Raw genomic sequence first — 15851 nt, 5'->3', positions numbered from 1 at the left:
ACACCGGCACCACGCCCACGGGCACCACAGCACCCGTCGCGTTCACACCGCTCACCAACCGATCGCGCTCGACGGCGTCGAGGACGTCGATGTCGCCGACGGGCCGGTCCGCGTCCATGACCGCGGCACGCAGTACGCGCTCCAGGCGGCGCAGGATCCGTTCGGCCGACGCGTGGTCGAAGAGGTCGGGGCGGTAGTCGAGGCGCACCTGCACGCCGGCCGCCGTCCGGGACACGACGAGGGTGAGGGGGTAGTGGGTGGCGTCACGGCCCTTCGCGCCGACGAGGCGCAGTCCGGACTCGAGCCGGGCGCCCTCGGCGGCCGGGTCCACGGGGTAGTTCTCCACGAGGACGGTGGTGTCGAAGAGTTCGCCGCCGCCGGCCAGCGCCTGGATCTCGGCGAGGCCGAGGTGCTGGTGCGGGCCGAGATCGGCCTGTTCGTTCTGCAGGCGGGCGAGGGCCTTGGACCACGGTTCGTCGTGGTCGAGGGCGACGCGGACGGGGACGGTGTTGATGAAGAGGCCGACCATGGACTCGACGCCGGGCACATCGGCCGGACGGCCGGCCACGGTGGTGCCGAACACGACGTCGTCGCGGCCGGTGAGGCGGCCCAGGACGACGGCCCAGGCGAGCTGGACCACGGTGTTGAGGGTGACGGCGCCGGAGGCGGCGAGTTCCGCGATGCCGTCGCCGAGGTCGGCGGGGAGCAGGGCCTCGACGCGTTCCGGCATGCGGGCCTCGCGGCCGGGGCCGGCCGGGGCCAGGCGGGTGGCCTCCTCGACGCCGGCGAGGGTGCGCCGCCAGACCTGCTCGGTCTCGGTGCGATCCTGCGCGGCCAGCCACTGGAGGTAGTTCTTGTACGGGGTGACCGGCGGCAGGGCCTGTGCGCCCTGCTCGTACACGGTGAACAGTTCGCGCAGCACGACCGGCATGGACCAGCCGTCGAGCAGGATGTGGTGGTTGGTCACGACCAGCCGGTGCAGCGCGTCCTCGCGGCGGATCAGGAGGCAGCGGATCAGCGGCGGCGCGGCCAGGTCGAAGCGCTCGGCGCGGTCCTCGTCGGCGAGCCGGCCGAGTTCGGCCTCCCGCTCGTCCGCGGGCAGATGGGTGAGGTCGGCCTCGCGCCAGGGCAGTTCGACCTCGCGGAGGATGAACTGCACCGGCTTTCCGGAGCGTACGGAGCGGAATCCGGCCCGCAGGTTGGCGTGGCGCCGCAGCAGGGCGGCCATCGCGTCCTTGAGGCGGGCCGCGTCGAGCGGTCCCTCCAGGTCGACGGCGAGCTGGACGGCGTAGACATCGGGACCTTCGCCGTCGTCGAGCAGGGAGTGGAACAGGAGGCCTTCCTGCAGGGGGGACAGGGGCAGGACGCCCTCGAGTCCGGACGGCTTGCGGGCCGGTCGGCTGGTGTGCGTCACGTCAGATCCTCCAGGTCGGCCAGTTCGGCCTCGAGCTCGTCGATCTCGCCCTGGTCCAGGTCTGCCAGGGAGAGGTCGGATGTCGTCAGACTGCGGGGGGTGCCGCCGGCGGGGGCGGCGTGTGCGGTGCTGTACCGCGTGAGGTCGTCGAGGGCCTCGAACCAGAGGCCGGTGAGGGCGTCGACGTCGGCCTCGTCGAAGAGGCCGCCGGGCCAGGTCCAGGTCACGGTCAGCTCGGGTCCGGAGGACCGGTCGTGGGTGACCGCGTTGACCTCCAGGCTGTGGGCGAACGGCAGGTCCGGGTCGGTCGGGGCGATGCGTACGTCCTCGGGCGCGGCGCCCCAGTCGGCGGGGCCGGCGGAGTGGTCGGTGCGGACGCGGCCCAGGTAGTTGAAGCCGATCTGCGGGGCGGCGCCGCTCGCGAGGAGGTCCGCGGTGCGCGGGTTGAGGTGGCGGAGCAGGCCGTATCCGGCGCCCTTGGCGGGGATCGCGCGGATCTGGCCGCTCACCCGGCGCAGGGCCTCGCCGGCGGCCGGGGCTCCGCCGCGGACCTCGTGCCACTTGACGCCCGGGTCGAGACGCAGCGGGTGCATGGCCGTGAACCAGCCGACGGTGCGGGAGAGTTCGACGCCGTCGTCGTCGGTGCGGCCGTGGCCCTCCACGTCGAGGAGCACGGGTCCGGCGCCCGGTGCGCCGCGCCGGCGACCGCGCCGCCATTCGGCGAGGGCGAGGGCGAGGGCGGTGAGCAGGATCTCGTCGGGGCCGGCGTCGGTCGCCGCGGGTACCGCGGTGAGCAGGGGCTCGGTGCGGTCGGCGGGGAGGGTGCGGGCGCGACGGCGCGTGGTGGCGTGGGTGTCGGCGGCGGGTTCGAGGGGGCGGTCGGAGAGGAGCGGGTCGGCTTCCGCGGTCATCCTTTCCCACAGCGGGAGTTCGGCCTCGACGGCGCCGGTGAGGGCACGGTCGGCGAGGCGGCGGGCCCAGGTGCGGAAGGAGGTGCGGGCGGGTGCGATCCCGGTCTCGCGGCCTGCTTCGGCGTCGGTCCAGCAGGTCATGAGTTCGGGGACGAGGATCCGCCAGGAGACGCCGTCGACGACGAGGTGGTGGGCGAGGAGCAGGAGCCGTCCGGCGCGGTCGGGTCCGGCGTCGAACCAGACGGCGCGGAGCATCTCGCCCCGGTCGGGGTCGAGGGCCCTGCGGGCGGTCTCGGCGTGGTCGGCGAGGAGTGGGGCGAGGGCGTCGTCGGGGACGGCGGTGATCTCGACCCGGGTGACGCGGTCGGCGGCGTCGGTCTTGCCGGCGGGCGGGACGTCCAGGGTCCAGGGGCCGTCCCCGGTCCGGTCGAGGCGGGCGCGGAGCAGGTCGTGTCCGTCGAGGACGGCCTGGACGGCGGTGACCAGGGCCCGTTCGCCGAGGCCCGCGGGGGTGCGGAGCAGGACGGACTGGTTGAAGCCCTCGACGGGGCCGCCGAGGCCGCGCAGCCATTCCATGATGGGGGTGGCGGGCACCGTTCCGGTGCCGTCGTCGGGGGCGCTCGCGGTGTCGGCGTCCGGGGCGGTCGCGGCGAGGGCGAGGGCCTCGACGGTCTGGTGCTGGAAGATGTCGCGCGGGGTGAGGACGAGTCCGGCCTCGCGGGCCCGGCTGACGAGCTGGATGGAGACGATGCTGTCGCCGCCCATGGCGAAGAAGTTGTCGTCGACGGCGACTTCGGCGACGCCGAGCAGGTCGGCGAAGAGCGTGCACAGCAGTTGCTCGCGCTCGTTGCGCGGGGCGCGGCCGCCGCCGCCCGTGTACCGGGGTGCGGGCAGGGCCCTGCGGTCCAGCTTTCCGGTGCGGGTCAGGGGCAGTTCGGCGAGTTCGACGAACGCGGCGGGTGTCATGTAGTCGGGCAGCAGGGCCGCGACGTGGGCACGCAGCGCGTCGGCGTCGAGCGGGTGGCCGGCGGCCGGGACGGCGTAGGCGACCAGGCGCTTGTCGCCGGGCCGGTCCTCGCGGACCACGACGACGGTCTGGGCGACGGCCGGGTGGGCGGCGACGGCGGCCTCGACCTCGCCGAGCTCGATGCGGAAGCCGCGGACCTTGACCTGGGCGTCGGAGCGGCCGGCGAACTCCAGGGTGCCGTCGGCGCGCCAGCGGACCCGGTCGCCGGTGCGGTACATGCGCGACCCGGGCGGGCCGTACGGGTCGGCGACGAAGCGTTCGGCGGTGAGGCCGGGGCGGCCGGTGTAGCCGCGGGCCAGGCCCTCGCCGGCGACGTACAGTTCGCCGGTGACGCCGTCGGGGACGGGCCGCAGGGCCGTGTCGAGGACGTAGACGCGGGTGTTGTCGAGCGGGCGGCCGATGGGGAAGGCGTTGCGGGCGACGTCCTCGTCCGTGAGGGCGTGGTGGACGACGCACAGCGTGGTCTCGGTGGGGCCGTAGCTGTTGGTGAGGCGGGCTCCGGCGGTCTGCTCCAGGACCCTGCGGACGGCGGTCGCCGAGGCGGTGTCGCCGCCGACGTAGATGTCGCGCAGGTCGCGGAAGGCGTCGGCGTGGTTCTCGGCGAGGAGCCGGAACACGCCCTCGCTGAACAGACCGACGGTGACGCGGTGCCGGGTCATCGTGGCGGCCAGGGAGGCGATGTCGGTGGCGTCGCCGTCGGAGGCGACGATCTGGGCGCCGCTGAGGAGGGGGCCCCACAGTTCGTACGTGGAGGCGTCGAAGGACGGCGGGGAGTGCATGAGCACCCGGTCGCCGGCACCGTGGCCCCAGTAGCGGTCGCGGGCGAGCCCTGCGACGTTGCGGTGGGTGACGGCGACGCCCTTCGGCTCACCGGTCGAGCCGGAGGTGTACATGACGTACGCGAGCCGGTCCGGATGGATCGCGGGCAGTTCGGCGTCCGGCGCGCCGGCCGGCGGGAGCCCGTCGTCGAGGAGGAGGACGGGCGCGGAGCCGTCCGGGACGCGGGCGACGGTGGCCGCCTCGGCGAGGACGAGGACGGTCGCGGTGCCGTCGAGGATCCGGCGGGTGCGGGCCTCGGGGCTGCGCGCATCCAGCGGTACGTACACGCCGCCCGCCTTGGCGACGGCGAGGGTCGCCACGACGTGGGCGGCCCGGTCGGCGAGGAGCAGCGCGATCCGGTCCTCGGGGCGGACGCCCCGGCCGAGCAGGACGTGGGCGAGCCGGTCGGAGCGCGCGTCGAGTTCGGAGTAGGTGAGGGAGAGGTCGCCTCGGACGAGGGCGGTCGCCTCGGGGGTGCGGGCGGCCTGGTGGCGGAACAGCTCGGGCAGCGACGCCTCGGGGCGCGGGTGGCCGGTGGCGTTGCGGACGACGAGGAGGTCGTGGAGTTCGGCGTCGTCGAGGACCGCGAGGCCGCTGACCGGCAGCTCGGGGCTGTGCGCGGCGGCGGTGAGGAGCCGCTGGAGCCGGGTGGCGATCGCTTCCGCTGTGGAGCGGTCGAACAGGTCGAGGGCGTACTCGATCCGGCCGAGGATGCCGTCGGCGGCGCCGTCGGCGGTGTGCCGCTCCCAGACGCTGACGGACAGGTCGAACTTGGCGACCGGGGCGTCGGCTCCCTCGACCTCGATCCGCAGTCCGGGCAGGTCGATCTCGGGCCGGACGGTGTTGTGCAGGATCAGCATGATCTGGAAGAGCGGGTGGCGGGCCAGGGACCGTACCGGGTTCAGCTCCTCCACCAGCCGCTCGAACGGCAGGTCCTGGTGGGTGTACGCGGAGAGGTCGGTCTCGCGGACCCGGGCGAGCAGCTCGCGGAAGGTCGGGTCGCCGGAGGTGTCGGTGCGCAGGACCAGGGTGTTGACGAAGAAGCCGACCAGCTCGTCGAGGGCGTCGTCGGTGCGTCCGGCGATGGGTGTGCCGATCGGGATGTCGCCGCCGGCGCCGAGCCGGGTCAGAAGCGTGGCCAGACCGGCCTGAAGGACCATGAAGAGGCTGACGCCGTGGGCGCGGGCGAGCGCGGCGAGCGCGGCGTGGGTCTCGGCGTCGAGCTCCAGCGGCACGTTGTCGCCGCGGTAGGTGGCGACCTCGGGCCGGGGCCGGTCGGCGGGCAGGTCGAGTTCCTCGGGGAGGCCGTCGAGCGCGGCCCTCCAGTGGTCGAGCTGCCGGGTGAGCTGGCTGTCCGGGTCGGTCTCGTCGCCCATGACGGTCCGCTGCCACAGGGTGTAGTCGGCGTACTGGACCGGCAGCGGCTCCCAGGCCGGTGCGGCGCCGCGGGTACGGGCGGTGTAGGCCCGGGACAGGTCGGCGAGCAGCGGAGTGAGGGACCAGCCGTCGCTGGCGATGTGGTGGGTGACGAGGACGAGCACGCGGGCGCCGGAGCCGTCGGCGGTGAGCAGGCGGGCCCGCAGCGGCGGCTGGACGGTCAGGTCGAAGCCGCCGAGGACGGTGTCGGTGATCGCCTGCTCCAGCTCGTCGGCCGCGACGGCGTGTTCGTCGAGGACGGCGGCGCCCTCGACGGGGCCGAGGACGTGCTGGCGGGGGACGCCGTCGGTCTCCGGGAAGACGGTGCGCAGGCTCTCGTGGCGGTCGGTGACGTCGCGGAGCGCGGCGCGCAGGGCGGCACGGTCGAGCGTGCCGTCGAGCCGGAGCACGAGGGGCACGTTGTAGGTGGCGTTGGGGCCTTCGAGCCGGTTGAGGAACCACAGCCGGGTCTGGGCGAAGGACAGCGGGACGCGGTCGCCGCGGTCGGCGGGGACGAGCGGGGGGCGCGTCTCGCCGGGGGTGGTGAGCCGGGCGGCGACGCCGGCGACGGTCGGGGCGTCGAACAGCGCCTTGACGCCGACGCGGATCCCGAGGGTGGAGGCGATCCGGCTGAGCAGCCGCATGGCGAGCAGGGAGTGGCCGCCGAGGGCGAAGAAGTCGTCGTCGACGCCGACGCGCGGGACGCCGAGGACATCGGCGAACAGACCGGCGAGGATCTCCTCCTCCGGGGTCCGCGGGGCGCGGGTCACCGGCCCGCCGACGGCCTCGGCGGCGGGCAGCGCGGCCCGGTCCACCTTGCCGTTGGCCGTGAGCGGGAGCGCGTCGAGGACGACGACGGCGGTGGGCGTCATGTACTCGGGGAGCACCCCGGCGACATGGGCGCGGACGCGGTCGGGCACGAGGCGCTCGCCGGGGGCGGGGACGACGTAGGCGGTGAGCCGCTTGTCGTCCCGCTGGTCCTCGCGGACCAGCGGGAGTGCCTGGCGGACGCCGGGGGCGGACAGCAGGGCGGCCTCGACCTCGCCGAGCTCGATCCGGAAGCCGCGGACCTTGACCTGGTGGTCGGCCCGGCCGACGTACTCGAGAACGCCGGCGGCGTTCCAGCGGACCCGGTCGCCGGTGCGGTACATGCGCGCGCCGGCCGGTCCGTACGGGTCGGCGACGAACCGCTCGGCGGTGCCTGCGGGGCGGCCGAGGTAGCCGCGCGCCAGGCCGCTTCCGGCGATGTACAGCTCGCCGGTGACGCCGTCGGGCACGGGCAGCAGGGAGGCGTCGAGGACGTAGGCGCGGGTGTTCCACATGGGCCGGCCGAGCGGGACCGGTCCTGCGGCGAGCGGGGCGCCGGCCGGGACGCGGTGGTCGAGGACGCCGACGGTGGTCTCGGTGGGGCCGTAGTGGTTGACGACGGCGACCTGCGGGTGCCGGGCGCGCCACGCGGCGAGCTGTTCGGCGTGCAGGGCCTCGCCGCCGGTCATCAGCTCGGCGTTCGGGGAGAGTTCGTCGGGCAGGGTGTCGAGGATCGGCAGGTGGCTGGGGGTGGCCTTGAGGAAGGTCAGGCCGCCGGGGACGTCGAGGGTCTCGTCGAGGTCGGCGACGTGGAGGCAGCCGCCGGCGAGGAGGGTGCCGTACAGGGTGGTGAGGCCGAGGTCGAAGGAGAGCGGCGAGTGGAGGAGGGTGCGTCCGCTCAGCCCGGGGTACTCGGCGGCGCAGCGCACCACGTAGTCCACCAGGGCCCGCTGCTCGACGACGACGCCCTTGGGCGCGCCGGTGGAGCCGGAGGTGTAGACGACGTACGCGGCGTCGAGGGGGGTGACGGGCGCGGTCCGGTCGCCTTCGGCCGGGGCGTCGGTGCGGGCGCGGGCGAGGGCTTCTGCGGTCTCGGGGGCGTCCAGGACGAGGACGCGGGCGCCGGTGCCGGACAGGTGCGGGGCGGCGTCCAGAGTGGCGGCGGTGGTGAGCAGGAGGGCCGGGCGGGCGTCGGCGAGGAGCCGGGTGACGCGCTCGCCGGGGTGTTCGGGGTCGAGCGGCAGGTAGGCGGCGCCGGCCTTGCCGACGGCGAGCATCGCCTCGACGGCGGTGGTCGAGCGGGGCAGGGCGAGGGCGACCAGGGTGTCCTGGCCGGCGCCGTGTTCCAGGAGCAGGTGGGCGAGGCGGTTGGCGCGGGCGTCGAGCCCGGCGTAGCTGAGCCGTTCGGCGCCGCAGACGACGGCGGGGGCGTCCGGGGTGCGGGCGGCCTGGGCCTCGAAGAGCTGCGGGAGGGTCGCGTCGGGGGTCTCGTGGTCGGTGGCGTTGCGGGTGACGAGCAGGTCGTGCCGCTCGCTGCCGTCCATGACGGCGAGCCGGGCGAGCGGCCGGTGCGGGTCGCTCAGGGCTGATTCGAGGAGCCGGACGAACCGGCCGGCGAGTGCCTCGACGGTCGGCCGGTCGAACAGGTCGGCGGAGTAGCCGGCGGCCGCCTCGACGCCCTGCGGTTCGCCGTGCTCGTCGTACCGTTCGGCGACGGAGAGAAGCAGGTCGAACTTGGCCATGTCGGGGTCGATCCGGGCGACGTCGGCGCGCAGACCGGGGAAGTCGACCTCGGGGCGGTCGAGGTTCTGCAGGACGAGCTTGATCTGGAACAGCGGGTGGCGGTTGAGCGAGCGGCGCGGGTTGAGCGCCTCCACGAGCCGTTCGAACGGCAGGTCCTGGTGGGCGAAGGCGGCGATGTCGGCGGTGCGGGTGCGTTCCAGGAGTTCGGCGAAGGTGGGATCGCCGGAGGTGTCGGTGCGCAGCACCAGGGAGTTGACGAAGAAGCCGACCACGTCGTCGAGGGCCTCGTCGCCCCGGCCGACGACCGAGCCGCCGATCGGGATGTCGGTGCCGGCGCCGAGGCGGGTCAGGAGGGCGGCGAGCGCGGCGTGCAGCACCATGAACGGGGTGACGCCGTGGGTGCGGGCGAGGCCCAGCAGTGCGCGGTGGGTCTCGGGGCCGAGGTGGAAGGGCACGAGGCCGCCGCGGTGGCTGGGCAGCGCGGGCCGCGGCCGGTCGGTCGGGAGCGCGAGCTCTTCGGGGAGGCCTGCGAGGGCGTCCTTCCAGTAGGCGATCTGGGCGGAGACGACGCTGTCCGGGTCGCTCTCCTCACCGAGCCGGTCGCGCTGCCACAGGGTGTGGTCGGCGTACTGGACGGGCAGCGGGGGCCAGTCGGGGGCGCGGTCTTCGAGGGCGGCGGCGTAGGCGAGGCTGAGGTCGCGGGCGAGCGGCGCGGTGGACCAGCCGTCACCGGCGATGTGGTGGACGACGACGACGAGGACGTGCGTCTCGGGTCCGACGGCGACGAGCCGGGCACGCAGCGGGGCCTCGCGGGTGATGTCGAAGCCGCGGCCGACCGCTTCGGCGACGAGGGCGTCGGCGTCGCGTCCGGCGGCTTCGACGACGTCGAGGACGGGGCAGGCCTGTTCGGGGTCGAGGACGAGCTGGTGGGGGACGCCGTCGGTCTCGGGGAAGACGGTGCGCAGGCTCTCGTGCCGGCCGGCGACGTCGACGAGGGCTCGGCGCAGGGCGTCGTGGTCGAGCGGGCCGGAGAGCCGCAGGACCAGGGGGATGTTGTAGGTGCCGTCGGCCGGGTCCATCCGGTTGAGGAACCACAGGCCGCGCTGGGCGTACGACAGCGGCAGCCTGTCGGGGCGTGCGCGGCGGGCGACGGTGCCGCGGGCGGGTCCGGCGTCGGCGAGCCGGGCGGCCAGGCCGGCGACGGTCGGCGTCTCGAAGAGTGCGGCGACCTCCAGGTCCGCGTCGAGGGCCGTGCGGATCCGGGCGACGAGGCGGGTGGCGAGGAGGGAGTGTCCGCCGAGGGCGAAGAAGTCGTCGTCGACGCCGACCCGGTCGAGGCCGAGCATGTCGGCGAAGACGCCGCACAGGATCTCTTCCTGCGGGGTGCGCGGGGCGCGGCGTTCGACGGTGGTGAAGTCGGGGGCGGGCAGGGCCTTCCGGTCGGTCTTGCCGTTCGGGGTGAGCGGCATCACGGGCAGGGCGACGAGGACGGCGGGGACGAGGTGTTCGGGCAGTGCGGCGGCGAGGGCCTCGCGCAGGCCGCGGAGGTCGTCGGCGCCGACGACGTAGCCGACGAGGTGGCGGTGTCCGCCCGGGCCGGGGACGACCGCGGCGGCGGCGTCGGTGACGCCGGGCAGGGCCCGCAGATGGGCCTCGACCTCGCCGAGTTCGATGCGCTGGCCGCGGATCTTGACCTGGGAGTCGCGTCGGCCGATGAACTCCAGCTGTCCGTCGGGGCGGTGGCGGACGAGGTCGCCGGTGCGGTACATGAGGCTGCCGTCGTCGGCGAACGGGTCGCGGACGAACGCGGCGGCGGTGCGATCGGGGTCGCCGAGGTAGCCGCGGCCGACGCCGACGCCGGCCACGTACAGGTCGCCGGGGGTGCCGGGCGGGACGAGTCGCCGCTCGTCGCTGAGGACGTACAGGGTGGTGTTGCGCACGGCGTGCCCGATGGGGGCGGTGGTCCGCCGCTCGTCGAGGGTGTCGGGGGTGAGGACGGCGTGGGTGACGTCGTCGGAGCACTCGGTGGGCCCGTACGCGTTCATCATCGGGATGCCGGGGAATCGGGCGAACCAGCGGCGGCACAGGTCGGCGGGAAGTTCCTCGCCGGTGACGACGAGCCACCGCAGGGCGGGCAGGGCGGGAACCTCGGCGCCCTCGTCCCAGGTGTCCAGGGCGGCGCGCAGCAGGGAGGGGACGACTTCCAGGACGGTGACCTCGTCGTGGCCGACGAGCCGGAACAGGCCAAGCGGGTCGGCGGCGAGGAGCTGGTTCACGGCGAGGACGCGGCCGCCGGTGAGCAGCGGGGCGATCATCTGCCAGACGGAGACGTCGAAGGTGAGGGGTGCGTTCAGGACGACGGTGTCGGCACCGGTCAGGGCGAGGTCGTCGACCTTGGCGAGCAGGTGGTTGTTCATGCCCCGGTGGTGGACCATCGCGCCCTTGGGGCGGCCGGTGGAGCCGGAGGTGAAGATGACGTACGCGAGCTGGTCACCGGCCGGTGCGGTGGCGTCGGCGGCCGGGGCGGGGTCGGCGGGGTCGTCGACCGGCAGGGCCTTCGCGCCGGTTCCGGCGACGACTGCGTCGGCGGTCTCCTCGTGGCCGGGCCCGGTGAGCAGCCAGGCGGCGGAGGCGTCGGCGAGCAGGGAGGCGGACCGCTCGTGCGGGGCACGGGTGTCCAGCGGGAGGTAGGCGGCGGACGCGGCCTGGATGCCGAGGAAGGCGGTGATCGCGGCGGGGCCCCGGTCGGCGAGGACGGCGACGACGGTGTCCTCCCGGGCGCCGCGGGCGCGCAGCCTGGCGGCGAGCCGGTCGACGCGGTCCATGAGTTCGGCGTAGGTGACGTCGCCGTGGTCGTCGGTGACGGCGACGGCCTCGGGGTGCTCGGCGGCGACGGCGCGGACGCGGGCGACGGCGTCGGTCATGGTCTCCGGCGCGGCGGTGTCGTTCCACGCGACGAGGAGCCGGTGGATCTCCTCGTCCGAGAGGAGCGGGGCGCTGCCGATGCGGGTGCCGGGGGCGGCCGTGGCGGCTTCGGCGAGCCGGGCGAAGCGGGCCAGGAACGCCTCGGCGGTGGTGCGGTCGAAGAGGTCGGTGCGGAACTCCAGGGCGACGAGCAGGCCGGCTTCGTCGCCGCCGGGTGCGCGGTGCTCGCGGATGTTGAACGACAGGTCGAACTTGGCGGCGCCGGTGGGCACGTCGACCAGGCCGAGCGCGAGCCCGTCGGTGGCGGGCAGTGACCGCTCCGAGCTGTCCATGGAGATCATGACCTGGAACAGCGGGTGGTGGGAGGTGGAGCGGGCCGGGTTGAGCACCTCGACCAGCCGCTCGAACGGAAGCTCCTGGTGGGCGTAGGCGTCGAGGTTGCTCGTGCGGACGCGGGCGAGGAGTTCGGCGAAGGTGGGGTCGCCGGAGGTGTCGGTGCGCAGCACGAGGGTGTTGGTGAAGAAGCCGACGAGGGCGTCCAGGCAGTCCTCGGGGCGGCCGGTGACGGGCGTGCCGAGGGCGATGTCGGTCCCGGCGCCGTGCCGGGTCAGCAGGGTGGCGACGAGGGCCTGGACGACCATGAAGGTGCTGGCGCCGCTGGCACGGGCGAGCTCGGCGAGGCGGCGGTGCGCGGCCGCGTCGAGGTCGAGTGCGACCAGGTCCGCGGGGGCTGCCGAGCCGGCGCCGCGGGGGTGGTCGGCGGGCAGGTCGAGGTGGTCGGGCAGGCCGTCGAGCTGCCGCTTCCAGAAGGCGATCTGGCGGGCGGCGGCGCTGTCGGGGTCGCTCTCGTCGCCGAGGGCGCGCCGCTGCCAGGCGGCGTAGTCGGCGTACTGGACGGCGAGCGGGGCCGGCGCGGGGGCGTGTCCGGCGCGGCGGGCCGTGTAGGCGTCGGTGAGGTCGCCGAGCAGCGGGGCGAGGGAGCCGGCGTCGGCGGCTATGTGGTGGAGCAGGAGCAGCAGGACGTGCCGGTCGGGGGCGAGGGCGAACAGGGTGACTCGCAGCGGGGGTTCTCCGGCGAGCTCGAAGCGGTGGGCGACGGCGGCGGACAGCTCGGCGTCCAGGGTGTCGTCGCTCGCGGTGCGGACGGTGAGCGCGGGTGCGCCGCCGGGGGGCAGGATGTGCTGGGCGGCGACGCCGCCGGTCTCGCGGTAGACGGTACGCAGGATCTCGTGGCGGTCGGTGAGGTCGCCGAGCGCGGCGGCGAGGGCGGGCCGGTCGAGCGTGCCGTCGAGGGTGAGCACGAGCGGGATGTTGTACGCGGCGCTGGGCCCTTCGAGCTGGTCGAGGAACCACAGGCGCTGCTGGGCGTAGGAGAGGGCGAGGTCGCCGTCGCGGGGCACGGGGGTGAGAGCGGGGCGCTCGGCGGTCGCGCCTTCGAGGCGGCCGGCCAGCCGGCGGACGGTGGGCGCGGCGAAGAGGGCCTCGACACCGCAGTCCCGGCCGAGTTCGGCGGAGATCCGGCGGGCGAGCCGGGCGGCCATGAGGGAGTGGCCGCCCAGGGCGAAGAAGTCGTCGTCGGCGAGGACGGTGTCGCGGCCGAGGGCGTCGGCGAAGAGGGCGGCGAGGGCGTGTTCGAGCGGGGTGCGGGGCTCCCGGCCCGCACCGGCGGCGGCCGGGCCCGGCTCGGGCAGGGCCTTGTGGTCGACCTTGCCGTTGGGGGTGACGGGGATGGCGTCGACGACGGTGACGGTCGCGGGGACGAGGTAGCCGGGCAGGATCTCGGCGAGGGCGTCGCGGACGGCGGCCGGGTCGAGTCCGGCGGCGGCCGGGGCTGTGGGGACGACGTACCCGGCGAGGGCGGGGGTTCCGTCGGCGGACCGGCGTACGGTCACGGCGGCCTGGGCCACGGCGGGCAGGCGCAGCAGCGCGGCCTCGGCCTCGCCGGGCTCGACGCGATAGCCGCGGATCTTGACCTGCTCGTCGGCGCGTCCGACGAACTCCAGCGTTCCGTCGAGGAGTTGGCGTACGAGGTCGCCGGTGCGGTACATGCGCTCGCCGGGCAGGCCGAAGGGGTGGGCGACGAACCGCTCGGCGGTGAGCGCGGAGCGGCCGAGGTAGCCGCGGGCGAGGCTGGGGCCGGCGACGTACAGCTCTCCGGTGACGCCGGGCGGCACGGGCAGCAGGGCGCTGTCGAGGACGTACACCCGGGTCTCGGCGATGGGGTCGCCGATGGGGGGCGTGCGGGTGCCGTCGAGGGCCTCGCTCATGGTGGCGCAGACGGTGGTCTCGGTGGGGCCGTAGCCGTTGACGAAGAGTCGGCCGGGCGCCCAGCGGGAGACGAGTTCCTCACCGGCGGCCTCGCCGGCGATGAGGATGGTCATGCCCGGGGGCAGGTCGGTGGCGGGGTCCATGACGGCCAGCGACGACGGCGGCAGGATCGCGTGGGTGATCCCGGCCTCGCGGGCGAACGCGGCCAGCGGGTCGCCGGGCAGCAGGCGTTCGGCGGGGGCGAGGACGAAGGTGGCGCCGGCGAGCAGGCCCATGCACAACTCGGGCACCATCGCGTCGAAGCCCATGGAGGCGAACTGGAGGACCCTGCTGCCCGGGCGGACGTCCAGCCGCCGGACGAAGGTGTCGGCGAGGCCCGGCAGGCCGGCGTGGGTGACCACGACGCCCTTGGGGCGGCCGGTGGAGCCGGAGGTGTAGATGACGTACGCGGCGTGCGCGGCGGTCAGCGGGGCGGTGCGATCGGCGTCGGCGAGGTCGGCGCCGGACAGCGACGCCAGCTCGGCGACGACGTCGGGTGCGTCGAGGGCGAGCGGGGTGCGCCCGGCGGCCTCGGCGACGGCGGCCGTGGAGGCGTCGACGAGGACGCGGACGGGGGCCGCGTCGCCGAGGATGTGCGCGATGCGGGCCTCGGGGTAGCCCGGGTCCACGGGGACGTACGCCGCTCCGGCCTTGACCACGGCGAGGATCGCGACGACGAACTCGGCGGAGCGCGGCAGCAGCAGGGCGACCCGGTCCTCGGGTCCGACGCCGCGGGCGGCGAGCAGCCGGGCGAGCCGGTTGGCGCGCCGGTTCAGCTCGGCGTAGTCGAGGACGGTGTCCTCGAACGCGAGGGCGGGGGCGTCGGGCGAGGCGAGGACCTGGCGCTCGAACAGGGCGGCGAGCGTGGGGCCTTCGGCGGCGGGCACGGGGGCGGCGGCGTGGCGGGCGACGGCCGCGTCCCGCTCCTCGTCGCCGAGCAGCCCGATCCGGCCGAGGGGCGTCCCGGGCTCGTCGAGCGCGCGGGCGATCCGGCCGACGAACTGCAGGTAGCGGTCCTGGTGCGCGGCCAGCTCGGCGGGAGCGTACAGGTCCGGGTGGGCGTCGAAGTCGACGCGGATGCCGGCGCCGTTGCCCCGGTCGTAGACGGAGACGGCGAGGTCCTCGATGAGCCGCAGCGACATGTTGTGCGCGTCGGCGCGCAGTCCGGCGAAGCTCAGGTCGTAGTCGAACGGGACGACGTTGAGCAGCGGGCCGAAGAAACGGCGGTGGTCGTTGGGCAGGCCGAGGTCGCGGCGCAGCTCCTCGCCGCGGTAGCGCTGGTGGGTGACGAGGCCGCGCAGCGCGACCCGGGTGCGCTCCAGGAGTTCGCCGACGGTCGTGGCGTCGTCGACCGCGACCCGCAGCGGGACCACGTTGGCGGCCATGCCGGGCGCGGTGCGGGACTCGGGGCCCGGGCGGGCGGTGACCGGCAGGCCGAGCACGATGTCGGTGAGGCCGGTCATGCGGTGCATGTAGGCGACCGTGGCGGCGATGACGACGCGGGAGCGGGCGGTGCCGGCCCGCTCCGCCGCGCGCACCAGGTCCTGCCGGACGTCCTCGGGCAGGTGCGCGCTGCGCCGGACGAAGTCGGCGGACGGCTTCAGCGGGCGGGTGGAGAGGGCGACCGGCTCGGGCTGGTCGGCGTACCGGCCGTGCCAGAACTCCCGGTCGTCGGCGAGGTCCCCGGAGGCGCGGTACGCGGCGTCCTCGGCGAGGAGGGTGCGGACCGAGCCGAAGGGGGTGGGGCCGGGGTCGGCGCCTGCGGCGAGCGCGGTGTAGACGTCGGCGACGCGGCGGACCAGGAGGGCGGCGCCGACGCCGTCGAGCAGGATGTGGTGGTAGGCGTGGTACCAGAACCAGCGGTCATCGGCGGCCTTGAACAGCGCGTACGTGAACAGCGGCGAGCCGGTCAGGTCGATGCGGCGGCGCAGATCGCGGCCCATCCACTCCTCGGCGGCGGCGCGGGGGTCGGCCTCGCCGGAGACGTCGACGGTCCGCAGGGTCCAGGAGGGCTCGTCCCCGATCACCTGGCGGGGGCCGTCCTCGGTGTCGACGAACCGGATGTGCAGGGCGTCGGCCTCGGCGGTCATCCGCCGCAGCGCCCGCTCGAAGACCGCGGTGTCCAGGGCGCCGTGGATCTCCAGGTACTCCGCCGCGCGGAAGATCGGGCTGTCGGGTTCGACGGCCTGCGCGAACCACACCCCTGCCTGAGCCCCGGTCAGCGGAAGCTGCTGCTCGCCGTCGGCAAAAGACTGAGACTGGTCCATGATTCCTCGCCATCCACCTACAGGTGTGCGACGGGGAATTCCCGGCACACCGCAAGAACAGGTCAGTGATTTCTCCGCAGACAGCGTCTGCACACTGCGCAGGACGGTAGTCCGCGGCACGCCGACCCCTCTGGACAGCACCTATACGCCAAGCTGCCTCTTTTCGCGGGCTCTTGGGTGTGCGAGAAAGAGCATGTTGAGGTCTACCCGGTATC

2 protein-coding genes are annotated in these 15851 nt (G+C 75.0%); both read right to left on the bottom strand.

The window, feature by feature from the left end; all coding sequences use genetic code 11:
- On the bottom strand, positions 1-1414 hold a 1414-nt coding region (locus IF00_RS0138950), incomplete at its 3' end, for a condensation domain-containing protein (RefSeq protein ID WP_030326605.1).
- On the bottom strand, positions 1411-15636 hold the full coding sequence (locus IF00_RS0138945) for a non-ribosomal peptide synthetase (protein ID WP_030326602.1): 14226 nt from the start codon (positions 15634-15636) through the stop codon (positions 1411-1413). The genes IF00_RS0138950 and IF00_RS0138945, both read right to left, overlap by 4 nt.
- Positions 15637-15851: the final 215 nt, after the last annotated feature.

This window comes from Streptomyces flavochromogenes (assembly GCF_000717595.1).
In the GTDB taxonomy this organism is placed as follows: Bacteria; Actinomycetota; Actinomycetes; order Streptomycetales; family Streptomycetaceae; genus Streptomyces; species Streptomyces flavochromogenes.
This window is presented reverse-complemented; position numbering and strand designations above follow the sequence as displayed.

What these genes read in the sequence shown, in the direction of transcription:
- IF00_RS0138945 (WP_030326602.1), bottom strand. Translation starts at nt 15,636, where the DNA reads ATGGACCAGTCTCAGTCTTTTGCCGACGGCGAGCAGCAGCTTCCGCTG.